21 protein-coding genes are annotated in these 22,533 nt (G+C 40.7%); 3 read left to right on the top strand and 18 right to left on the bottom strand.

The annotated features are described in order from the left end of the window. Positions 1–186: 186 nt before the first annotated feature. From PCY14_RS09080 to cdaA, 9 genes are all read right to left on the bottom strand, one after another. Positions 187–1,533, bottom strand: coding sequence for a PHB depolymerase family esterase (locus PCY14_RS09080; RefSeq protein WP_021145578.1), 1,347 nt, complete (start codon positions 1,531–1,533; stop codon positions 187–189). A 176-nt stretch (positions 1,534–1,709) separates the two neighbouring features. Further along, positions 1,710–2,798, bottom strand: a complete 1,089-nt coding sequence (locus tag PCY14_RS09075) for an FAD-binding oxidoreductase (protein ID WP_301363451.1) — start codon at positions 2,796–2,798, stop codon at positions 1,710–1,712. Between the two features lie 66 nt (positions 2,799–2,864). Next, positions 2,865–3,692 carry a ZIP family metal transporter gene (locus PCY14_RS09070; protein ID WP_164376405.1) on the bottom strand — a complete coding sequence of 276 codons (828 nt, stop codon included), beginning with the start codon at positions 3,690–3,692 and terminating at the stop codon, positions 2,865–2,867. Between the two features lie 12 nt (positions 3,693–3,704). After that, positions 3,705–4,493, bottom strand: coding sequence for a Nif3-like dinuclear metal center hexameric protein (locus tag PCY14_RS09065; protein WP_293936287.1), 789 nt, complete (start codon positions 4,491–4,493; stop codon positions 3,705–3,707). Continuing rightward, entirely contained in the window at positions 4,483–5,169 is a 687-nt protein-coding gene (locus tag PCY14_RS09060) for a tRNA (adenine(22)-N(1))-methyltransferase TrmK (protein ID WP_301363450.1), read from the bottom strand. Before PCY14_RS09060 ends, PCY14_RS09065 begins: the two co-directional genes overlap by 11 nt. 96 nt (positions 5,170–5,265) lie before the next feature. Beyond that, positions 5,266–5,706 carry a GtrA family protein gene (locus PCY14_RS09055; RefSeq protein WP_143568139.1) on the bottom strand — a complete coding sequence of 147 codons (441 nt, stop codon included), beginning with the start codon at positions 5,704–5,706 and terminating at the stop codon, positions 5,266–5,268. A 2-nt stretch (positions 5,707–5,708) separates the two neighbouring features. Then, positions 5,709–7,061 (bottom strand): phosphoglucosamine mutase, encoded by a 1,353-nt coding sequence (gene glmM, locus PCY14_RS09050; protein WP_301363449.1) that lies wholly within the window; start codon positions 7,059–7,061, stop codon positions 5,709–5,711. Positions 7,062–7,286: 225 nt separating this feature from the next. Beyond that, positions 7,287–8,252: a YbbR-like domain-containing protein gene (locus PCY14_RS09045; protein WP_008534322.1), complete on the bottom strand. Its 966-nt coding sequence runs from the start codon at positions 8,250–8,252 to the stop codon at positions 7,287–7,289. Next, positions 8,249–9,100 (bottom strand): diadenylate cyclase CdaA, encoded by an 852-nt coding sequence (gene cdaA, locus PCY14_RS09040; RefSeq protein WP_021152019.1) that lies wholly within the window; start codon positions 9,098–9,100, stop codon positions 8,249–8,251. Before cdaA ends, PCY14_RS09045 begins: the two co-directional genes overlap by 4 nt. A 101-nt stretch (positions 9,101–9,201) precedes the next feature. Here cdaA and murT point away from each other — a divergent pair, with 101 nt between their 5' ends. Both murT and gatD read left to right on the top strand, forming a co-directional pair. Then, positions 9,202–10,545, top strand: a complete 1,344-nt coding sequence (gene murT / locus PCY14_RS09035; RefSeq protein WP_037608795.1) for a lipid II isoglutaminyl synthase subunit MurT — start codon at positions 9,202–9,204, stop codon at positions 10,543–10,545. Next, positions 10,545–11,333 (top strand): lipid II isoglutaminyl synthase subunit GatD, encoded by a 789-nt coding sequence (gene gatD, locus PCY14_RS09030; RefSeq protein ID WP_021145604.1) that lies wholly within the window; start codon positions 10,545–10,547, stop codon positions 11,331–11,333. Before murT ends, gatD begins: the two co-directional genes overlap by 1 nt. 56 nt (positions 11,334–11,389) lie before the next feature. On the opposite strand, the gene mprF is transcribed toward gatD, so the two are convergent. From mprF to udk, 6 genes are all read right to left on the bottom strand, one after another. Beyond that, positions 11,390–13,945 (bottom strand): bifunctional lysylphosphatidylglycerol flippase/synthetase MprF, encoded by a 2,556-nt coding sequence (gene mprF / locus PCY14_RS09025; RefSeq protein ID WP_164376407.1) that lies wholly within the window; start codon positions 13,943–13,945, stop codon positions 11,390–11,392. Further along, positions 13,942–14,661, bottom strand: a complete 720-nt coding sequence (locus PCY14_RS09020; RefSeq protein WP_021145607.1) for an alpha/beta hydrolase — start codon at positions 14,659–14,661, stop codon at positions 13,942–13,944. Before PCY14_RS09020 ends, mprF begins: the two co-directional genes overlap by 4 nt. 349 nt (positions 14,662–15,010) lie before the next feature. After that, positions 15,011–15,250 carry a hypothetical protein gene (locus PCY14_RS09015; RefSeq protein ID WP_021145608.1) on the bottom strand — a complete coding sequence of 80 codons (240 nt, stop codon included), beginning with the start codon at positions 15,248–15,250 and terminating at the stop codon, positions 15,011–15,013. 70 nt (positions 15,251–15,320) lie between these two features. Then, on the bottom strand, positions 15,321–15,581 hold the full coding sequence (locus PCY14_RS09010; RefSeq protein WP_002883990.1) for a YiaA/YiaB family inner membrane protein: 261 nt from the start codon (positions 15,579–15,581) through the stop codon (positions 15,321–15,323). A gap of 89 nt (positions 15,582–15,670) precedes the next feature. After that, positions 15,671–17,590 (bottom strand): ABC-F family ATP-binding cassette domain-containing protein, encoded by a 1,920-nt coding sequence (locus PCY14_RS09005; RefSeq protein ID WP_021145609.1) that lies wholly within the window; start codon positions 17,588–17,590, stop codon positions 15,671–15,673. A 36-nt stretch (positions 17,591–17,626) separates the two neighbouring features. Further along, positions 17,627–18,262 (bottom strand): uridine kinase, encoded by a 636-nt coding sequence (gene udk / locus PCY14_RS09000; RefSeq protein ID WP_008534308.1) that lies wholly within the window; start codon positions 18,260–18,262, stop codon positions 17,627–17,629. A 91-nt stretch (positions 18,263–18,353) separates the two neighbouring features. On the opposite strand from udk, the gene PCY14_RS08995 reads away from it, so the two are divergent. Next, entirely contained in the window at positions 18,354–19,436 is a 1,083-nt protein-coding gene (locus PCY14_RS08995; RefSeq protein WP_164376408.1) for a DEAD/DEAH box helicase, read from the top strand. 54 nt (positions 19,437–19,490) lie between these two features. Here PCY14_RS08995 and PCY14_RS08990 read toward each other — a convergent pair whose 3' ends face one another. Genes PCY14_RS08990 through PCY14_RS08980 form a run of 3 tightly spaced genes read right to left on the bottom strand, consistent with a single transcriptional unit; the run spans position 19,491 to position 22,313 of the window. Beyond that, entirely contained in the window at positions 19,491–20,654 is a 1,164-nt protein-coding gene (locus tag PCY14_RS08990) for an acetyl-CoA carboxylase biotin carboxylase subunit family protein (protein ID WP_021145611.1), read from the bottom strand. A 40-nt stretch (positions 20,655–20,694) separates the two neighbouring features. Then, positions 20,695–21,435: an alpha/beta hydrolase-fold protein gene (locus PCY14_RS08985; RefSeq protein WP_008534305.1), complete on the bottom strand. Its 741-nt coding sequence runs from the start codon at positions 21,433–21,435 to the stop codon at positions 20,695–20,697. Positions 21,436–21,485: 50 nt separating this feature from the next. Beyond that, a complete protein-coding gene (locus tag PCY14_RS08980) occupies positions 21,486–22,313 on the bottom strand; it encodes an alpha/beta hydrolase (RefSeq protein WP_002888883.1) in 828 nt (275 codons plus the stop codon). Between the last annotated feature and the right edge of the window lie 220 nt (positions 22,314–22,533).

Genomic DNA, 22,533 nt, shown 5'->3' with positions numbered 1-22,533 from the left:
TTACCTATATTTTAGCATTTTTCAGCCCTCTTGTCACGGTAAACCCTATGTTCTTAAGCTTTCATTAAGAAAATCACAAGTGTCCATTTTCTTAATCCAATGAAAAAAGGATTTCGATTGAAACCCTTTTAGATTGAAGATAACCTCTTGTAGCACTTTCCTTAGAAAGCGTAATCATCATCTTCTTCAGTGCCTTTGTGCACTCATCCAGTCAAAGATACTGTTATAGGTTTGCCCATTGACACTAGCTCGAGAGCCACCGCCATAGGTTGGGTCAGTGGCTACCATACCACTATAACCATCCCAATTTTTCGTATTTTCAGGATGCTGAACGCCAATCACCTGGTCATGGAAGAAATAAATCCAAGCCCAATGCCCATCATACTCTGTACCAGGAAGATCAGTCCCGGTAGCTGTTTCAAAGTATGAAAACCATTTGTTAGAAGCTCCAGAGGTAATCAAACTCTTGTATAGAGGCAAGACACTATTTTCTGGTTGAACTGTTGCGTCTGCTTTCGTGTGAATCAACCACATAGGCTGGTCCTTCAGTTTATCAATCCCAGATTGGTCAACAGTTAAGGGAGCAGCAATTGGAATGAGAGCTGCAAAATAATCTGGATAGGTTGCTCCCATAGTCAAGACCATACCACCACCATTGGAAACCCCTGCAAGATAAATTCGTCCCTTATCTACCTCTGGGTGATTAGCTAGGTATGTATCAATGGTCTCTTTGAGTTGTGCTGCATTATCCGACCCCCAAGGTGTCTGCGTTTGAACAGCAAGCACATTGACCCCACGCGCCTGATCACCAGTTGTTAAGAAATGGCCTTGAATATCAGACTGGGTAAGCGCATAGACGTCATTTGAAAGAAGGGGGATATTCATATCTGTCCCTCTTTCACCAATGCCGTGTAGCCAGACTATCAAAGGTTTGGTGCTATTTCCTGTACCGGTTTGGGCACTATAAGCCGCATACTGCATATTACCTACCTGCCCTCGCTCATCGAAAACCTCCGTTGTTGGCATCAAACGATTATTGATGGCATCTTGCTCAGAAGACACCATTTGCGACTGACTACTACCTTCTGCCACTACTGACAAATCTTTCATCGATACCATATAACTTTCCAGCCATTGGTTAGTCCAAGTAGAAAGGTTAAAATACATAGGTTCAGCATTTCCACCCATGTTGTAGCGATTATAAGAAGGTAGGCTCAATTCAAGCGTCACGTACTTGCTGTTATCATAATAGACCACATGCCCCTGATCGTCGGACACATAAGAATTCGTCACCTGACGACTAACTCCTGCTGTTGTAACCTGGGTTGAGCTGTGGACAACCTCTGGCGTTACCTTTTGATTAAATTCAAAGATAACCTTGGTCACAGCTGGCCCAAACTCATAACTTTCCAAGACAATACTTGTCTTTGTTACAGCCAAGTCTTCGGCTGCTACTGACTTTACTGACAGGCCTAAACTGATAGCCAACAAGGCTAGTAAGACAGCCATATAAATTTTAACTTTTTGGAACATAGTCCCCTCCCATTTTTTATTAGTATTCACCTACAAGCGATGAACACTTAATATTTTATCATCTTCTAATTAAATAAGAAATAGGTGTTCTGTATTCTAATAAAAAATCAGCTAGCCTTTCTCGATAGTGAGAGAAAGCTAACTGATTCTGAATATTTTGGGAAGGATAACTAGTCTTAATCCTGTTTCTTAATGTAATTAGCGACTGGATAATCTGCACTGTCCAAGTTACCAGGTCGGTTCATGGCCAAATCAACCAGATTTTTTCCAATCAATGGCCCTGTTGTAAGACCAGAGGAGCCTAGACCTGAAGCAACGAAGACGTTTTTAAGCTCTGGAACTTCTCCAAAGAAAGGTGAGAAGTCACTCGTGTAGGCTCTCGTTCCCACACGTTCCGAGAAGGACTTGGCAGTACTTAAGTCAGGGAAATAGGTCTTAGCCTCCTCCTCCAGAACTTCTAAAACAGCTTCATCAACCGTCAAATCAAAGCCTTGATCATTTTCATGACTGGCACCTACCGAAATCTTTCCACCCGCAAATGGAATGACATCTAATTCGCTCTCTGGCATCAGAACTGGTAATTTACCAGTATCCATGCCCTTAAAGAAATAGTCTCGTAACTGACCTTTTTGAGGACGAACATCCACTTCAAAACCAAGGGGTTCAAGCGTTTGACCTAGCCAGGCACCACAAGCGAGAATGACCTTATCGAAAGTTTGACCATCAATCTCATAAGTACCATCGTCAAGAGGAGAGAGTGTCACTTGACCTTCTAACTTTTCAAAACCAGAAGCCTTAATCAAAGTAGCTGTCAGTTCTGCACCTTCGACTCTGGCTCCCCCAGAGGCATAGAGATAACGGTTAAAGCCAGTGAATTCAGGAAGGGTACTCGCATTTTTAATAGAGAGTTCACCAATAATGGGTGATTCTTCTAGCCTCGTCTCAGCATGCTCATACAGACCATCTAATTTACTATCGTCTTTCTTAAGAAGGGCCACACCAGACTGATCATAGAAGCTCGTGTCATAACCATCATTTTCAAGATCTGAAACTAACTCTTGGTAAAAATCAGCTCCCAGTCTAGCCATGCGATACCAGGCCTTATTACGACGCTTGGAAAACCAGGGACTAATAATTCCTGCTGCTGCCTTGGTTGCCTGTCCAAGACCATGGTCAAAAACAGTAACTTCTACTTCTTTTTCCTTTGACAAGTAATAGGCAGCCGTTGAACCAACGATGCCTGCGCCAACAATTGCAATCTTCATTTTTTACTCCATCTATTTGAAAAGAGCTGAGTCCTATACACATAGGCACAGCTCTTTAGTATTTTTTTAGCCCAAGGCCACGTCCATGACCATCATGACAACAAAGCCAACCATAAGGCCCAAGGTTGCTACATCAGTATTACCATTAGTCTGTGATTCCGGAATCAATTCTTCCGTTACTACAAAGATCATGGCACCAGCCGCAAAGCCCAAAGCGTAAGGGATGATTGCCATCATCCACATGACAAGAGCCGCACCCATAACTGCACCTATAGGCTCAACGATAGCTGACATAGACCCCCAATAAAAGGCCTTAAGTCGAGATTTTCCATCTGCTCGAATTGGGATAGAAAGGGCTGCACCTTCAGGGACATTCTGCAAACCAATCCCTATAGCTAGACCAATGGCTCCCATCAGACCCGCGAATGTCATATTGCCACCAGCCAAGGCTCCGAAAGTCACACCGACTGCTAATCCCTCTGGAAAATTATGAATGGTGATAGCCAAAAAAAGCAGGGCTGTCTTTGACAATTTCTTCTTACGAGGTTGAATTCCTTCTGCTTTTGAAATATCATTTCCCAAATGCAAGTGAGGGACGACAGCATCAATCAAACGAAGAGCGACACCACCAAGTAAGAAGCCAGCTGCCGCTGGAAACCAAGACCACTTCCCATAGCCATTTTGGCTAGCATAAGCTAAAGAAGGGTCCAAGAGTGACCAGAAAGAGGCCGCAATCATGACTCCAGCCGCAAAGCCCATCATGATATCTAACAATTTACGGCTAATATGCTTGAAAAAGAAAACAATAGCCGAGCCGACAATGGTACAACCCCAAGTGAAAAGACCAGCAAGTAAGGCCAACAAGACCACATGTTGATGTAAAAGCCAAGTCACAGATAGATCCTCCTAGAGATGGTCAAAGGGATTAGTTGACGACTGACTTTCAAGAATTGTCACATTCCAGCCCTTCTCAAGCTTCCAAGCCTCAAGTTTCTCAGCAATCTTTGCGATAAAGAGAGCTTCAATATGGTGACCAGGATCAATTGCCAAGAGGCCATTGGTAATCATTTCCTGACCAGTATGGTAATAAATATCACCCGTGATAAAGACTTGTGCGCCCTTTGTCAAAGCATCCTTGTAAAATCCTTGACCGCTACCACCACAAATAGCCACACGGTTAACAAGAGGATTTTCATGATTATAACGAACCAGGCGAATACTATCTAAGCCAAAAACAGACTTGACATTAAGAGCAAGTTCTTCAATGGTTTGTGGCACAATATCACCCACTCGACCGATTCCTTGATTGTCAGCAGTCTCCGTCAAATAAGTGGTCTTCTTAATATCAAGTAAGCCACAAAACCAATCATTGAGACCATCATCAACCACATCAATATTGGTATGGCTCACATAGACTGCAATATCATGCTTAACCAGGTCCAGCAAAATATCACGGTCAGGCGAAGACACCAAATCCTTAACCGGACGGAAAATAGGGGCATGTTTGGCAATGATGAGGTCCACACCTTTTTCAATGGCTTCGGCTACTGTATTCTCACGAACATCCAAGGTAACCATGACCTTCTGAATCTCTTTGTCCAGGCTGCCAATCTGCAAACCAACCACATCACCTTCCATGGAAAGTTCCTGTGGACAAAAGCTTTCATAAGACTTGATAAGTTCACTAGCTAACATGGTTCAAAACCTCCTTAATGGTTTGGATTTTCTCTTCAACAAATAAACGATCAGCCTGGTTGGCTAAAGGAATGGATCCTAAAGCAATCTCCAATTTATTGATTTCACGTTGCCATTTGAGCTGGAAGACTTGAGACTGGTCTTTCATGAGATGAGGTCCAAAGCGAACCTCCTTATCTGATAGAGTCATTTGACCAGCCTCAGCCACCATGATTTCGTAGTATTTGCCATTTTCGGTCATGATAGCTTCTGTGACAATGACAAAACCATTTTCCATCAACCAAATACGAAGGTCGTCTTCACGATTATTGGGTTGCAGAATCAGACGTTCCACACCTTTAAGTTTATCCTTACCAGAATCAAGAATATCCGCAATCAAACGTCCCCCCATACCACAAATCGTGATAGTCGTGACAGCATCAGAGGGTTCAAAAGCTGCCAAGCCGTTAGCCAAGCGCACGTCAATCTTATCTTTGAAACCAGAAGCTGAGACATTAGTAAGAGCAGATTCATAAGGGCCTTTCACCACTTCACCAGCAATAGCTGAGTGAATCAAGCCCTTTTCAAGTAAATAAATAGGGAGGTAGGCGTGGTCACTACCTACATCTAAAAGTTTTGCGTCTTTAGGGACGAAGGTTGCTACGTCCTTAAGGCGTTGAGATAATTGTACGTACATCTTTTATCTTTCTATTTTTAAAGTCTCTTCATTATATCAAAAAAGGAGGTTGGTAAGAAATGCTTTTATTACATTTCCTAGCAACTTCCTTGTATCTTATGTCTTGTCTCCAGTAAAGACAAAGAATTTTGAAATAACGTAGTTAAGAACAATAATCAAAACTTGTGAGAATACACTTTCAATTCCATTTACCCAAGCATGACTATGACCAACAAATTGACCGATAATCTCTGGATAGGTATCTACCAAGAAATAGGCGAGAGCCATATCAAGAACTAAGGTTAAGAGACGAGCTCCCACAAATTTAACAAAGCGTGTAGCCATACCAGCTTTTGCTTGACTGAACACAAAAACATCATTTGTGAAAAAAGCAAAAACGATGGCAATGGCACTTGCCAGAACTGCAGAAAGGGTACCTTGTGGAATCACAGCGAAAATCAAGGTACGACTAACAATATAAACTACAGTCGCCAAAACACCAAAGAAAAGGTATTTAAAAACTTCTGTGGCCATAAAAGCTTTAAGCTTATTAATCATATTTAGTCCAACCCAATTTCCGCACGGACGACATCCGCAATAGTGTCAACATAGTAATTCACTTCATCATCTGTTGGTGCTTCTGCCATAACACGAAGAAGAGGTTCTGTACCACTAGGGCGAACCAAGATACGACCGTTCCCAGCCATCTCAGCTTCCATTTTTTCAATGATAGCTGCAATCGCAGGAACTTCCATGGCTTTAGTTTTCATGCTATTTTCCACACGGATATTAACCAGTTTTTGAGGGTAGATCGTCACTTCTGATGCTAATTCAGACAAGCTCTTACCTGTTTCAATCATGACTTTAGTCAATTGAATAGCTGTCAATTGACCATCACCAGTTGTATTGTAATCCATGATAATAACGTGACCAGACTGTTCACCACCAAGGTTATAGCCATTTTTACGCATTTCTTCAACAACATAACGGTCACCAACGGCAGTCACGACCTTGTTAATTCCCTCACGATCAAGTGCCTTGTGGAAACCAAGGTTTGACATAACAGTTGTCACAATTGTATTTTTAGCCAACTCACCTTTTTCAGACAAGTGTTTACCGATAATGTACATGACCTTGTCGCCATCAACAATATTACCATTTTCATCAACAGCGATGAGACGGTCACTATCCCCATCAAAGGCAAGACCAATGGCTGAACCACTTTCTTTAACCAAGGCTTGCAATTGCTCTGGATGTGTTGAACCCACTCCAGCATTGATGTTAAGACCATCTGGTTGATCCCCGATAACCGTAATATCGGCATTCAAATCAAGGAAAACATTACGAGCTGACACAGCAGCTGCACCATTAGCAGTGTCCAAGGCAACCTTCAGTCCACCAAGATCAACACCTGTTGCCACCAAGAATTTTTCATACTTGCGAAGACCTTCTGGATAATCTACAAGTGTTCCAAGACCCTCAGCTGACGGACGTGGAAGAGTATCCTCTGCTGCATCAAGAAGGGCTTCAATTTCCGCTTCACGCGCATCATCCAATTTAAAGCCATCTCCCCCAAAGAACTTAATACCATTATCAAGAGCTGGATTATGGCTGGCTGAAATCATAACACCAGCACTGGCATTTTCCGTACGTACCAAGTATGAAACACCTGGAGTCGCAAGTACCCCAAGTTTGTAGACTTCGATACCTACTGATAAAAGGCCTGCCACCAAAGCTGATTCTAACATTTCCCCTGAAATACGTGTATCACGTGCCACAAAGACCTTAGGACGGCCAGTTTCGTGTTGGCTAAGCACATAACCACCGAAGCGACCTAATTTAAAGGCCAATTCAGGCGTGAGCTCAACATTAGCTTCTCCACGAACACCGTCTGTTCCAAAATATTTACCCATAATTTTATTTTTAGTGCCCCAGCACTAAATCCTCCTTAAACTTTGATGCTGTCTAACAAGAGCAAAAGTAATCTAGTGAAATCTACCTAGATAGTTTAACTTTATCTGATTTCACCGATATTTTCAACCCTTCTTGTATAACTTTTTTGGCTATTGCGCCAATTTTCCCAGATTATGCCTTCTCCATTTTATCTATCTTACATAAACTTGGAAAATGGCCATTCTCTATTTTTGGGTGACCTTCAAATTAACTTTAACCGTATTTGGTTGCACTGTCACACCATCGGCCGAAAGCTTAAGCGTTTGTGTAGTATCCTTAGTCACATGACTAATATCTACTGGAACAGTGATACTATCAATCTTATCCATAGCTTCCTGACTACCAACAATAGTCACATGGCCTCGATCAAAACTATAACTGATACTAGACACATTGCTAGCCTTATCTCCAGTCAACTCTACCTTAACAGGGACAGACTTGCTCAATTTTCTCAAAGTAATTTTGGCATGAACCTTAGCTGGAGAAATCGAGCTAGCCAAGACTGTCCCATTAGCTGAAACGGCTTGCAACAATAAGTTGCCATCATAATCATCAGACAAGTTGGCACCGCCTTCCAAAACTGCTTGAACGTGGTCAATTTGATTGATGATATCTTCACTTGATGTCACCTCTACCTTGGTTTCATCCAAGCTAACCTTTTTTACTTCGTAGCCATTAGCCAACTTATCTGGTGTGATATTTGCAACCACATCAAATGTCTTGCTAGCTTTTTTACCAATTGTTGCTGTCAAGGTCGATGGCGATACTTGGGCAGACATTCCAGCTGGTAAATTCTTAACCTGAATAGGAACCCGGCTTGTCCCTTGACCAAGATTTGACAAATCTGCAACTAACTTAAAATGGCGCGTATCGCTTGTTGCTTCAGTCGTCAAAGCCAACTGAGTAGTCGCGGTCAAATAAACCTCAGCGTCATAAGAATAACCACTGATAAAGTAATTATCACTGTCGTACTTAATATCTACAGGAACAGATTCTACTGTTTGCGTGAAGGTATTCGAAGCACTTGAGCTATTACTTTTATTTTGCGTATTACCAGACCAAGCCGTGACGAATAGCGTAACCGCAAAGAAGAGCGCAACTAGTATTTGCCACCAACGATCATTTTTTAATACACGGACAATGCGTTTCATTTTTTGCTACCTCCCATCCAACGTTGGAAGAATGACTGACGAGGTTCTTGCTCTTTCAACAAAATAAGACTCAACTCTTGCTCAAACTCTTGAATGGACAGTCCATGCAAGAAATTGCCCTTATAAGCAATGGAAATCGCACCTGTTTCTTCAGATACGACAAAGGTAAGAGCATCTGTTTGCTCTGAAAGACCAATAGCGGCCCTGTGACGTGTTCCGAATTCCTTAGAAATTTTATTAGATTCCGAAAGCGGTAGATAAGAACAAGCTGTCGCAACCTTATTATCTCTGATGATAACTGCCCCATCATGAAGCGGTGTATTAGGGATAAAAATATTAATCAACAGTTCCCCTGTTACAACTGCATCAAGCGGAATTCCTGTCACAATTTGTTCTTGCAGAGTTTGCGTCTGTTCAATAGAGACGAGGGCTCCAATCTTACGAGGACTCATGTACTTAGCGGCTTTAACAAAAGCTTGAACCAGTTTCTCATCTGAACTCACTTCTTTATTTTGCAAAAAATGCTGAGGCGTACGTCCAAAGGTTTCAAGTGCAGAACGAAGCTCTGGCGCAAAGATTACAACCGCCGCAATGGCACCATAGTTGATGACCTGATTCATCAAATAAGAAATCGTTGTGAAGCCTATAAAATCAGAAATAAATTTTACAAAAATAAATAAGACTACCCCTTGAACTAGGGTCATGATTTTGGTTCCCCTCAGGGCCCTAATAAAGCGGTAAATTAAAAAAGCAACAATCAATATGTCCAAACTATTGACGATAACTTTCAACGGACTATCAAAGAGTGACCGCCAAAAATCAATATCAATGGACGACAGTATACCCATACATATCACACTTTCTTTTAATTTTTAAACAGTTCCTATTATACCACGAATTCAAACTATTTTGAGACTACAATCACTACTTTTTGTGATAAAATAAATTCATGACTATAAAAACTACCATGGGTATCTTGGCAGGAAAGACTAGCCACTTTGTCCTCTCCAAATTAGGACGTGGGTCAACCCTCCCAGGAAAAATCGCCCTTAAATTTGACAAAAACATTTTAGACACACTGGCAAAAGATTATGAAATCGTCGTTGTTACAGGAACCAACGGAAAGACTCTAACAACAGCTTTGACAGTTGGAATTTTAAAAGAAGCTTTTGGTGACATTGTGACCAATCCTAGTGGAGCCAACATGATCACAGGGATTACTTCTACTTTCCTAACCGCTAAAAGAGCTAAATCAGGTAAGAAAATTGCTGTCTTGGAGATTGACGAAGCTAGCCTACCAAAAATCACAGAGTACATCACCCCAAGTCTATTTGTCTTCACAAATATTTTCCGTGACCAAATGGACCGCTACGGTGAAATCTATACTACTTATCAGATGATTTTAGATGGTGCTGCCAAGGCACCCAAGGCTACTATTTTGGCTAATGGGGACAGTCCCCTCTTCAACTCTAAAGAAGTGATCAATCCCGTACGTTTCTATGGTTTTGATACTGAAAAGCATGCGCCAGAGCTGGCCCATTATAATACTGAAGGCATTGTCTGTCCTAAGTGTGAGCGTATTCTTCAGTATCGCCTCAATACTTACGCTAACTTGGGTGACTACACCTGCCCTAACTGCGATTTCCACCGTCCAGAATTAGATTATAAGCTAACGAAGTTGACTAAAATCACTAACACGACTTCTGAATTTGTCATTGATGGACAAGACTACAAGATTAATGTCGGTGGTCTCTACAACATCTACAATGCCCTTGCTGCGGTTTCTGTTGCTGAATTCTTCGGTGTGGCTCCTGAAAAAATCAAGGCTGGGTTTAATAAGAGCCGTGCTGTCTTTGGACGCCAAGAAACCTTTAAGATTGGCAACAAATCATGTACCCTCGTACTCATTAAGAATCCAGTTGGCGCTAGCCAAGCTCTCGAAATGATTAAGCTTGCAGATTATCCATTTAGCTTGTCAGTTCTTCTTAACGCCAACTATGCTGACGGTATTGATACTAGCTGGATTTGGGATGCCAACTTTGAAAGCATTCTCGACATGGATATTCCTGAGATTAATGCTGGTGGTGTCCGTCACTCTGAAATTGCCCGCCGTCTTCGTGTGACTGGCTACCCAGAGGATAAGATTACGCAAGCAGAAAAGCTCGAAGATATTATGGCCTTGATTGAAAAGCAAGATTGCGACCATGCCTATATCCTAGCTACCTATACTGCCATGCTTGAATTTCGTGACATTCTTGCCCAACGTCATGCTGTCGGAAAGGAGATGAACTAATGACCTATACTTCTCTCAAATCTCCAGAAAATCGTGACTACACCTACGACCTAAATGTTGCCCACCTTTATGGTAATCTGCTCAATACCTACGGGGACAATGGTAATGTCCTTATGATCAAATATGTGGGGGAAAAACTTGGTGCTAAAATGACCTTCGACATCGTTTCTGTTGGGGACGACTTTGACAAAGATCACTACGACATGGTCTTCTTTGGAGGTGGTCAAGACTACGAACAATCCATCGTTGCCAAAGACCTACCATCTAAACGTGACGCTATTGATCAATTCATCCAAGATAATAAGGTCATCCTAGCCATCTGCGGTGGTTTCCAACTTCTTGGACAATATTACATCCAAGCTAACGGGGTTCGCATTGACGGCATTGGTGTCATGGGCCACTACACCCTCAATCAAGAAAATAACCGTTACATCGGTGACATCAAGATTCATAACGAAGAATTCGATGAAACATATTATGGCTTTGAAAATCACCAAGGACGTACCTTCCTTTCGGATGACGAGAAACCACTTGGGAAGGTGGTCTACGGTAATGGTAACAATAAGGAAGATGGTTCCGAGGGTGTTCACTACAAGAATGTTTATGGTAGCTACTTCCACGGCCCAATTCTTTCTCGTAATGCCAACCTCGCATACCGACTGGTAACTACAGCTCTTCGAAACAAATATGGCCAGAACATTTCACTGCCAAGTTATGATGACATTCTCTCAAGCGAGGTAGCTGAAGAGTATGCAGATACTAAATCAAAAGCAGAATTCGAAAAGTAAGGCTTCTACATATCAAAATAGCGAAGCTGATTGGCTTCGCTATTTTCATGTTATCTCTATTTCCAAAGACGTCTTTTCTTCATTCTGTCTTCAATTTTACGATTATCAATCCTTAGAATAGCAATCATATCAAACAAGAGCCAGGTTCTTTTTGGATAGACAATATATTTTGGAGACCAGATTGGAGAGAATTTTTCCTTATAACGTTGGAGGCCACTGAAAGAGTAAAAACGCTGTGCAAAAACATAAACCAGATTGGCAACCTTTTCCTCTAAGAAACTATCTTCTTCAGTACCAACGTTGGCTAGGGGAGCCATTCCCATATCAAAGTACTGCTTGCCTTCTGCTTGGAAGTATTGGAAGAGTTTGACAAAGAGGTAGTCCATAATGCCTTCAGGTGCCTTTTCAAAGTCATATCGCATGAGGTCAATCGTGGCCACTCGTTTATTTTTGGTTGGCATGATATTGGCAAAGGCAACAATTTCGCCTGCTTCACTTTCAACAATGGCAATCGGCGCTTGTTGCAGATAGGCTTCATCGAAGAAACCAAGAGAGAAACCTTTCTCCTTACGACCATTAAGCCAAACATCTGAGACAGCTCTCATTTCCTGCATTTGAGTCTCTGAAAATGGCGGTTGAAGCAATTTAAATTGGAAACCAGCTTTTTCCACGCGATTAGTCGGTTTACGGAATTTCTTACCATGCTTTCCTTCAACCGAAAACGTCGTCAAGTCAACCATAGCATTTTCCCCAAACTTCATGAAGTCAAATCCATAGTCATGAAGCATGAGGGTAATGCTTTCATCTGCCTCATAAAATAGGGCTTGCAGATTCCAATCAGATAAAGCGCTTAGAAAGGCTTCCCATGCTGGTCGATAATAATCTTCATTCCCAATCGGATTTCCCATAACCACGCACTTGTTACTGGTTTGAGCGAATTGGAAAACTACTTGGTCCTGTCCATCAACACGATACCAAAAGAGGTGTTTGTCATGTAGGTAAGCCAAAGCACTTTCTGATGCACCTCCATATTTTGACAAAAGAGCTGTAAAACGTTCATCATCCATTTTTTGACCGAAAGTCTTACGAGGTGCCAAAATTTTCAAGAGCCCCCAAACAATGGTTGCAATGATGACAGCTGCCAATAAAATATTAAACCAGATATGGATAAAATGTCCAAGAACATCACGGCTCTTCGGTGGCAAGAGATGAGACCAGAAGCCATTTCCCCCTAAAACAAGGAGAACCAAAATAGTAAAGGCAAGAAAGAGGAAATCTTTAGTCTTATCTTCCCAGCTATACACAAAATAACGATGGATCAATTTCTTTCTGATAATTAGCACAATCACCAAAGAAAGTGAAATCAAGAAGGTCATGGCCCAGGAAATGCCATTAAGATTGACATAAATCAAGGCTAAGACAAAGGTTAATAAAGAGGCAGGAAATGCTCCCTTAACCCGACGCTTAATGAGACGAGCCATGAAAATAAAGAGGGTTCCAAATAAAATACTTGGGAACTGCCAAATCAACTGTTCCTGAATTGGATCAAATCGGTTAATCAAATAGACATAAGCCAACCGATCTGGAATTAAAGCTGACAAAATCAAGAAGATTCCCAAAAAACGCAAGAGATAGACCAAGAAACGGTATAGGCTCCCTGCAAATACCCGTGAAGAAACCCTAAAGTACTTATCGTTAATACGTCCTCCCATGTGTTTGAAAAAGAAGACAACTCCCAATAAGAATGGAATGACATAGTAAGTCAAACGATAAAGTAAGAGCAAGCTAACCGCCATGGCATTACTAACACCCATGGATGTCAAACCAGTAATGACAATAAGATCAAAACTACCAATCCCTCCTGGAATCATTGAGAAAATACCAATGATAACAGCTAGCAGGTAGAGCGGAATCAGATTGTAAAGATGAACATGTAATCCCATCAAATAGGCGACACTGACAAAGCTCCCAAGAGCAGTTCCCCACTCAGCTGTAGAAGCCAAAAGAAGACTTAGCCTCGTTTTCAAAGGTACCTGCCCAAAATAGGCCAACTTTTCCCGACTGGAAATAAAGAAAATAAAGGGCAAATAAAGGAAAATCCCTAACAAAAGCAGCCAATACTTTCTTAAATCTGGACTCAGAGGAAGAAACCAAAAACTAACAAATACCAAGCCACTCAAGAGTGACAATCCCGACATAAAGTAAGGCAATAAACGTGACAGTGCTTTAATACCCGTCTTTTCCTGCCCATCCTCAGAATAGAAAGAATACCGTAAACCGACATCAACCAAACCAGCAAAACCAGCCAGGTTATTAATCGTATTAACCGCCCAACTCGTCTCTAAAATATAGGGTTTGGAATAATCCGTCTCTAACTCCTTATTCAGGATTAAATCATAAAACAACATGGGGAGTACGGCGACTAACCCAATTATAATCATGAGAATAAGGTGCCAAATAGACAAGCCTGACAGAGCCGATTCTAACGATTCTAATGTAATGGTTCGCTTCAACCGGACCAGTTCAATAACGACAAGAACCGTAATTGAGATAAAGAAGATGGATTTGATTGCTGTTTTTAAAGGTTGTAATCTCTCCAAAAGACTCTTCATGCCACCACCTCTTTTCGACTAATTCTCACTAAATCACGAATCATTTGATTAAAGACCTTGTATTTTCGTTGAGCTAAACGGTGTCCTTGCCGACGCTCAACATACAGCTTATGAATCGGAAAGAGTTCCGAAATCTCTTTGGAATGCCTAAAACTAATAACATCCCTTTGCCCCATAACCACCCAAACAGGATAGGGTGCCTTGTGTAATTGCTCCCTATCCAAGGGTAAATCATGCAACATGAGACCTGTTACTTTTGCCATAATATCCATTTTAGCTGAAAATGGCGATAAGGCCTTCAAACAAAGATATTGTAAATGAACCAAGAACCTAGAACGTCTGGTCAAGCCATTAAAGGTCATGTTACCCGCATTTAGTAAGAGACCCGCAATCCGGTCAGGAAAGCGACTAGCATAAACCATAGCTAGATTGGCCCCATCACTGTGACCAACAAACAAGGCCTTTTTGATATTTAAAAATTGCAAAATTTCCTCCAAATCGGCAGCCATCTGTTCAAAGGTCATCTTAACACTCTGACGACTGGATCTACCGTGATTACGACTATCAATAAAAATTAAGCGATAGTCTCGATATAGAATTCCTTGCTTAGCAAAGTAGTTTCCAGACAAATTATTGCCATGTAAAAAGACAATTGGAAAACCCTTACCAAGATCCCGATAATAGATGATTTGACCATCTTTAACTTTGAATTCCATAATATTACCTACCTTTTCACTACCGTATTCTTATACGATGATTAGTCTTATAAGGCATAAGGTCCGATACCATAAAACAAGGTGCTCAGACCCTCTCATTCCATTATAACACTTCCCTTAGGTAAGAGTCAGAATATTTGTGCATTTTCTGCAAAAAAGAAAAAGCCTTTTCAGGCTTCTATAAATAAAATCTTTTTGAGACTTCCCTTAAGTGAGTACGGACGTCAGCGACCTTCTTCGAAGTTCCATGACTAATTCTATAATGATTCAACCACTTTTCTCACAACAGGAAGTCTCGTCTAGCTTTCTTCGATTGTTTTACGAAGAAATTATTTGTATTTCTTGTATTCTATGCATGCATTAAATAACTACCACCTTCACCAAAATCAAATGTAAAATCAATTGCTGTATTCATATCTTCTGTATAAGAAGCAGTGGTTACTACGGTATTCTCTTCATTATCATATTTTGTTTTCTCAGAAATTTGATGATTTTGAGTATCTAAAATATAAAAATTTTTATAATCATGAAAATCAATTTCATATGCAAGATGGTTTTTATTATAATCATCTATATTTACTAAAGACACTTTTTGATTATTTGGGTAAATAATTAAATGGCACTATTCAAAAAGAAAAAGCCTTTTCAGGCTCCTCCTCTTATTGTTCGAAAGTTTGTTGGGCGATGAGTTTGTTATAGTTTTCTTCATCTTCTTGATTATCACGGACAACCTTAGATACTGTAAAGGAAGATGAAATCAAGCCAACACATCCCATGAGGTAGTAACCCTTAACCATCAAAGGCTCTTTAAGGGTATAGAGGCCTACCAACATCAAGATTACAAAGAAGGCAAATGATCCCCAAGCCATCATGTTGAAAGATGTTGTGTTACGATACACTTTTTTCTTTACTTTGTTCATAAAGCTAGTCTCCTTTTATATACTAAGACCATTATACCAACAATGTAAGCCTTTCACAACTCAAAACATGAAAAGGCTCTCATATTTCCTTAACCTTCCAATTGTTCTGATAAGTCGCTCCACTCTTCCATCAGAGCCTCTTGATTGACTGATAACTCATCCAGCTCTTTCTGCAAGTCAGATAATTCCGCCACGTCATTGGTTTCAAGCATGGCAGCAGAGATTTCCTCCAAGCGTTCTTCAATGGTCTCTAGCTCGTTTTCAATTTGTTCAATGCGTCGGCTTAGTTTACGCATCTCTTTCTGATTGACTTTTTGAGCTTGATAATCATTAGCACCTGCCGAAGCTACTTGAACCTCTTCTTGTCCTTGATTTTCTTCCGCCTCAAGTCGTGCCAACTCTTCAAGCTCAGCCTTCTTCTCAAGATAATAATCATAATCCCCAAGATAAATGGTTGCCCCATCCTCAGAAATTTCCATCACTTTAGTGGCCACACGGTTGATAAAGTAACGGTCATGGCTGACAAAGAGAAGCGTTCCATCAAAGTCAATAAGGGCATTTTCCAAGACTTCCTTGCTATCAATGTCCAAGTGGTTGGTCGGTTCATCCAGAATCAGGAAGTTATTGTTTTCCATTGATAGTTTGGCTAGGAGCAGGCGAGCCTTCTCCCCACCAGAAAGCATGGAAACCGACTTTTTGACGTCATCACCTGAGAAGAGAAAAGCACCCAGACGGTTACGAATCTCAACTTCAGGAGTGGTTGCAAAATCATTCCACAACTCATCAAGGACAGTATTTGAGGGCGTCAAGGCAGATTGGGTTTGATCATAATAACCTACTTCAACATTGGCACCATAGGTCGACGTTCCCTTGATAAAAGGCAATTGCCCCACTACCGACTTGATAAAGGTCGTTTTGCCAATACCATTAGGCCCTACAATGGCAATGGCATCCATCTTCTTAACATCCAGAGAAATAGGCTCCGAAAGAATCTCATCATCGTAACCAATGGCAGCATCCCTAACTGTCAAGACCACATTCCCGGAGACCTTGTCCGCATGGAAAGTCATATTGGCTGACTTTTGGCCTTCTGTTGGCTTATCCAGTCTTTCCATTTTCTCAAGTTGTTTACGACGGGCCTGGGCACGCTTGGTTGTAGAGGCACGGACAATATTACGATTAACAAAGTCCTCCAGCTTAGCAATTTCTTTTTGTTGCTTTTCGAAGTTTTTGGCTTCAGTGGCCAACTTTTCAGCCTTGAGATCCATGAATGTTGAATAGTTTCCGACATAACGATCCAAGCTATGTTTGGTCAAATCTAGGGTTACTGTCGCTACCTTATCCAAAAAATAACGGTCGTGACTGACAATGATTAGAGCACCCTGATAATTAACTAGGTAATTCTCCAACCAGGCGATAGTTTCGATATCCAAGTGGTTAGTCGGTTCATCCAGTACCAAAAGTTCAGGCTTCTCTAGCAACATTTTAGCCAAGGCCAGGCGGGTATTCTGTCCTCCAGAAAGATCTGAAATAGGCATCTCCCACATGCTTTCATCAAACTTGAAACCATTGAGAATGGCTCTGATATCAGATTCGTAAGTAAAACCACCTCTTTGTCTGAAATCCTCGGAAAGGCGATCATAGTCGGTCATTAGCTTGTCCAAGTCTGCCCCAGTCAACTCAGCCATCTTCATTTCCATGTCACGCAGACGTTTTTCATCGGCACGAAGACTGGCAAAAACATTTAACATTTCAGCGTAAATGGTATTGCTAGACTCAAAACGACTATCCTGAGCCAGATAAGACAGGTTCAAATCACGTTTCGTATTAATCTCACCACTTGTCGGCGCTTCCTCTCCAACTAGGATTTTCAATAAGGTTGATTTCCCAGCACCGTTACGTCCAACAAGGGCAATACGATCTCGCTCATCCACCTGAATATTAATATTATCAAAGAGCACATCTCCTGAAAAAGAGCGCTCTATTTTGTTTCCTTGTAAAATAATCATAATGTTTTAATTATACCAAAAAAGCCAAGCTCTTGCTTAGGCTTCCTTACTTTCTTTCAAGATGCTTGCTACCTTAGTATTTATCAAATCGATAGCAACAGTATTTGTGACACCTTCAGGAATGACCACATCCGCATAACGTTTCGTAGGCTCGATAAACTGGTGGTACATGGGTTTTACAACACTGATATATTGCTCAATAATACTATCCAAGCTACGACCACGTTCTTCCATATCACGCTTGATACGGCGAATAATACGAATGTCATCATCAGTATCTACAAAGAGCTTGATATCCATCAAATCACGCAAGCGTTTATCCTCAAGTACTAGAATCCCTTCAACGATGAAAACATCCTGAGGCTCCTGACGATAAGTCTTGGCACTACGAGTGTGTTGCGTATAATCATAAATCGGAATATCCACCGGACGCCCAGCAATCAACTCATTGATATGTTCAATCATGAGATCTGTATCAAAGGCAAAGGGATGGTCATAGTTAGTTGACACACGCTCCTCAAAAGTCAAATGAGACTGATCCTTATAGTACGAGTCATGTTCAATCATGGCAATTTTTTCATCTGGAAAATTGGATAAAATGGCACGAGAAACACTGGTCTTACCACCACCAGAGCCACCCGTAACCCCAATAATAATCGGTTTTTTAGGCATGGTAAATTCCTATCTAATAGAGTCTTTCTCATCTATTCTACACTAAATCATGATATAATAAAAGCAAATCCATATAGAAAATGAGACTTTTATGTTTACAAACTTTCCTGAACAATGGCAAGACCTCCTTAAAGAAAAAGGAATCACAACAGAAACTGCCATTCAAAAAGAACTCTTTGCACCAATTACAGAAGGGGACAATGTTTTGGGTATCAGCCCAACTGGAACAGGTAAGACTCTGGCCTACCTCCTCCCACTTCTCCTTTCTCTAAAGCCAAAAAAAGCTCAGCAATTGCTTATCCTAGCACCCAATTCTGAGCTTGCTGGACAAATTTTTGATGTGACCAAACAATGGGCTGAGCCACTAGGGATTACTGCTCAACTCTTCCTTTCTGGCTCTAGCCAAAAACGCCAGATTGAACGTCTGAAGAAAGGACCAGAAATTCTTATCGGAACCCCTGGTCGTGTCTTCGAACTGATTAAACTCAAAAAAATCAAGATGATGAACGTCAACACCATCATCCTTGATGAATTTGATGAGCTTCTTAGTGATAGCCAATACCATTTCGTAACAAAAATCAGCCACCATGTCCCTCGTGACCATCAAATGATCTACATTTCAGCGACTAACAAAATTGACGATCAAGATCTTGTGGAAAATACTATTGTTTATGACTTATCTGACCAAAAACTTGACACCATTAAACATTATTATATCAGTGTTGATAAACGTCACCGTGTCGAACTTCTTCGTAAGTTCTCCAATATTCCTGACTTCCGTGGTCTTGTATTTTTCAACAGTCTTTCTGACCTTGGCGCTACCGAAGAGCGCCTTCAATTTAATGGGGCTTCAGCAGTATCACTTGCCAGTGATATTAATGTCAAATTCCGTAAAGTTATCTTGGAAAAATTCAAAAATCATGAGATTTCACTTTTACTAGGAACTGATTTATTGGCACGAGGAATCGATATTGAAAAGCTTGAAGTGGTCATCAACTTCGATATTCCTCGAAATCGGGAAGCCTACACTCACCGTGCAGGACGTACTGGTCGTATGGGAAATGAAGGTAGTGTCATCAGCTTAGTAACCCATCCAGAAGATCTCAAAAAACTTAAAAAATTCGCCAAAGTTTCAGAACTGGTTCTGAAAAACCAAGAACTTCACGAAAAATAAGGCATGACAAAAGCACTTCAGTTCAAACGCTGAAGCGCTTTTAGCATATACAAATTAGGCTTTTTTACCAAAGTCCTCAATCATTTGTTCCATTTCTTCACGACTAGGTGTTGTCAACATGTAGAGGTAATCACCTTGCAACTCTGCAAAGGCAGCAGGCATGATTTTCTTAACCTTAAGTTGATCACGGTATTTGTCGAAGAGTTCTTCTTCTGAATAAGCGTAGTGAGAATTTGCACGACGTGATGTTGCCAAGCAGTAAAGTGGTTCAAAGTGAGATGCTGGGAAAGGCTCCCCAACAACGACATCCGCATAACCCTTGTACAAATCAATAGAATGAGCATAGTTATAAACATCAATAGTGAAACCACCGGCAGGGCGATTATTATACTCAATTGCAATATAATCATCACCTTCACGGAAGAATTCAATATGGAAGAAACGTTCCTTCATACCAAATTCTTTGATAATAGCTTCACCATACTGACGTAACTTAGGATCCATATCCTTAAGAACGTAGTAAGAATTATCCATCTTGTAAAGCATCAAATCAAGTGGCGTGTGGGCATAATCAAAAGTTGTTGAGAAGACAATATTGCCATTACTATCCAACAAACCATCAAAAGTACAGATTTCACTTGAAGTCACAAATTTTTCAAAGAAATAAACTGTTTCATGATCCCACTCAGCCTTGAAATGATTGATATCGTCCCCAGTTTCAAGTTTGAATGTTGCAGCTGCACCGACACCGTTGTCTGGTTTAGCAATCATTGGAAGTCCGATTTCGGCTACAGCCTTATCCACATCCGCATCTGTCTTAACCACATCACCTGGTACAACTGGGACACCAGCCTTTTGGAAAAGCTTTTTCATTTCAGATTTGTATTTTGTCTTCTTGAGGTCCTCCGGCTTAGCACCAAATACATTAAACTGTTCACGAAGGGCTGCGTCCAATTCCAACCAGTATTCATTATGTGATTCGATACGATCGATTGGTCCATGTTTATAGAAGAGAAAGGCAACTGCACGTTTCACTTCATCCAAATTTTCCAAATTATCCACTCGGAAGTATTCAGTCAACGCATCTTTCAAAGGCTGATCCAATTGTTCATAAGGCTCTTGACCAATACCGAGAACAGTGATTCCCTTATTAGCAAGTTCAACAGTAAACTGTTGGAAGTTTTGTGGATAGTAAGGTGAAATAACAATATAATTCATTTCTGATTCCTCTTTTTTAGTTACTCAGTAGATAAGAAAATTATAGGTTCATGTTGTCAAGGAAATATGGCATCTGTTTACGCCACCATTCCCAATCGTGGGCTACATCGTATCCCCACTCAGAGAACCAAGCTGGAATATTCTTTTGTTCAAAAGCTTCCTTAAGTTTGTAATAAGAAGGAAGACCATCTTGTTCCCAAGCACCAAGACCTGTACACACAACAATTTCAGATTGACGATAACGATCGATAAACCAACCATCATTTTGATTCCAAATATAATCTGATGGTGAGTTTTGGTAAATAGCCTCATCTCCTCCGTATTCACCAACAAAGAAACGTGCATCATAAACACCGCTAAGGGCTACTACTTTATTGAAAACATCTGGGTGTTGCAAGAAGAAATTAAGCGCATGGTAAGCACCCATTGAACAACCAGTTGTCATCATAGGATCAAACCAACCAGTCTTGTGTTTGATGAATGGAATGGCTTCTTGAATCACATAACGTTCATAAGCACGATGCATTTCTGCACGATCGTGTGGATTTTTCCAATCGCAAAGCCAGCTCTCACTGTCTACACTTGAAAGTGTAAAGAATTGCACACGCCCTTCTTCAATGAAGCGTTCACAAGCATTAATCATACCAAAATCATAGTATTCATTGTGACTTCCACCTGATGAAGCAAAAACTACCACAGGGATACCTGCGTGCCCATAACGATTAAGATACATTTCACGGTTCAATTGGCCACTCCAGTGGCTAAGATGTTCGATATTCATAGTTTAAATCCTTTTCCTAAATTGCTATTAAATAGTTATGACATTAAAGACTAGTCCCACTTCTCAGCGAAAAAGCGTAAACAGTCTGGTAAATTCTCAGCCCATGCCTCTTCATTATGTTCAGCACCGGATTGAATGTGAATTTTGATATTCTCCAAGTCAACACCACGGGCAATCAAATCATGATAATAACTCAGTGACGAATCAATATAAGCCTGCTTAATATTACCAGCCATCAAGGTCTTGTCCGTATCGTCAGCCTCCTCTGTCCCTACATAAATATAAACACGCTGATCAGAATCTAATTTTTGACGATCCATATAACGGTCAAAAGCATCTTGATGCAACCAGTTAGCTGAAGAAAATACACCTAGACACCCAATCTGGTCCTTATAATCAAGGCCCATAAACTGAGTGATGTTACCACCAAGTGAAGAACCAATCATGGCAGTGTGCTGGCGGTCTGAAAGAGTACGGTACTCTTTATCAATGAAAGGCTTCACCACATCCATGACAAACTCTGCATACTCAACTCCCTTTCCTCCAAATTGAACACCAGGAATATTAGATTCTTGATACTTCCATGCAGAATACTCATTCATACGATTTGGACCATCATTATCAATAGCCACTACAATCATACGAGAAATATCCGGATTACGCTTGAGAGTCGGAATAATTTTCCAAGAATAACCTGAAAATGCTTCCTTACTATAAAGAACATTCTGACCATCATGAAAATACACAACAGGGTAAGAACGATCTGTATCTGTTTCATAATTTTTGGGGAGAAGAACACGCACTCGTCGAAGTTTAGCAGTATATGGTACTTCCAACTCATGCGTTTTCATCACCAAGTAAAAATAAGATTTATTCATTATCAGAAAACTCACTCTATTCAAAATTTGACTCTATTATACCATATTTTTACAGAAAAAGAGCCTTATTACTAAGGCCCTCTTGACTTTTTTGGCTCTATAATTTCTGTAGTGGGTAAAATCACTATAGAGATTATAGAGCTTTTTGAATGCAGACAAAAAGTCCCATAAGAACTATAATGAAAAGCAACCAAACCATCATTAGGAAGAACTTATGAGA

Origin of the sequence: Streptococcus sp. SV2 (assembly GCF_030440175.1) — a bacterium.
In the GTDB taxonomy this organism is placed as follows: domain Bacteria; phylum Bacillota; class Bacilli; order Lactobacillales; family Streptococcaceae; genus Streptococcus; species Streptococcus raffinosi.
Note: the sequence above shows the minus strand (reverse complement) of the source record. Positions and strands in the feature narration are given on the sequence as shown.

Bases quoted from the DNA above. Each gene is read 5' to 3' on its own strand.
- PCY14_RS09045 (WP_008534322.1), bottom strand. From the start codon at position 8,252: ATGAAACGCATTGTCCGTGTATTAAAAAATGATCGTTGGTGGCAAATA.
- PCY14_RS08980 (WP_002888883.1), bottom strand. From the start codon at position 22,313: ATGAATAAATCTTATTTTTACTTGGTGATGAAAACGCATGAGTTGGAA.
- PCY14_RS09065 (WP_293936287.1), bottom strand. From the start codon at position 4,493: ATGTTAGCTAGTGAACTTATCAAGTCTTATGAAAGCTTTTGTCCACAG.
- cdaA (WP_021152019.1), bottom strand. From the start codon at position 9,100: ATGGGTATACTGTCGTCCATTGATATTGATTTTTGGCGGTCACTCTTT.
- gatD (WP_021145604.1), top strand. From the start codon at position 10,545: ATGACCTATACTTCTCTCAAATCTCCAGAAAATCGTGACTACACCTAC.
- PCY14_RS09010 (WP_002883990.1), bottom strand. From the start codon at position 15,581: ATGAACAAAGTAAAGAAAAAAGTGTATCGTAACACAACATCTTTCAAC.
- mprF (WP_164376407.1), bottom strand. From the start codon at position 13,945: ATGAAGAGTCTTTTGGAGAGATTACAACCTTTAAAAACAGCAATCAAA.
- udk (WP_008534308.1), bottom strand. From the start codon at position 18,262: ATGCCTAAAAAACCGATTATTATTGGGGTTACGGGTGGCTCTGGTGGT.
- PCY14_RS09020 (WP_021145607.1), bottom strand. From the start codon at position 14,661: ATGGAATTCAAAGTTAAAGATGGTCAAATCATCTATTATCGGGATCTT.
- PCY14_RS09055 (WP_143568139.1), bottom strand. From the start codon at position 5,706: ATGATTAATAAGCTTAAAGCTTTTATGGCCACAGAAGTTTTTAAATAC.
- murT (WP_037608795.1), top strand. From the start codon at position 9,202: ATGACTATAAAAACTACCATGGGTATCTTGGCAGGAAAGACTAGCCAC.
- glmM (WP_301363449.1), bottom strand. From the start codon at position 7,061: ATGGGTAAATATTTTGGAACAGACGGTGTTCGTGGAGAAGCTAATGTT.
- PCY14_RS09080 (WP_021145578.1), bottom strand. From the start codon at position 1,533: ATGTTCCAAAAAGTTAAAATTTATATGGCTGTCTTACTAGCCTTGTTG.
- PCY14_RS08985 (WP_008534305.1), bottom strand. From the start codon at position 21,435: ATGAATATCGAACATCTTAGCCACTGGAGTGGCCAATTGAACCGTGAA.
- PCY14_RS09075 (WP_301363451.1), bottom strand. From the start codon at position 2,798: ATGAAGATTGCAATTGTTGGCGCAGGCATCGTTGGTTCAACGGCTGCC.
- PCY14_RS09060 (WP_301363450.1), bottom strand. From the start codon at position 5,169: ATGTACGTACAATTATCTCAACGCCTTAAGGACGTAGCAACCTTCGTC.
- PCY14_RS09005 (WP_021145609.1), bottom strand. From the start codon at position 17,590: ATGATTATTTTACAAGGAAACAAAATAGAGCGCTCTTTTTCAGGAGAT.
- PCY14_RS08990 (WP_021145611.1), bottom strand. From the start codon at position 20,654: ATGAATTATATTGTTATTTCACCTTACTATCCACAAAACTTCCAACAG.
- PCY14_RS08995 (WP_164376408.1), top strand. From the start codon at position 18,354: ATGTTTACAAACTTTCCTGAACAATGGCAAGACCTCCTTAAAGAAAAA.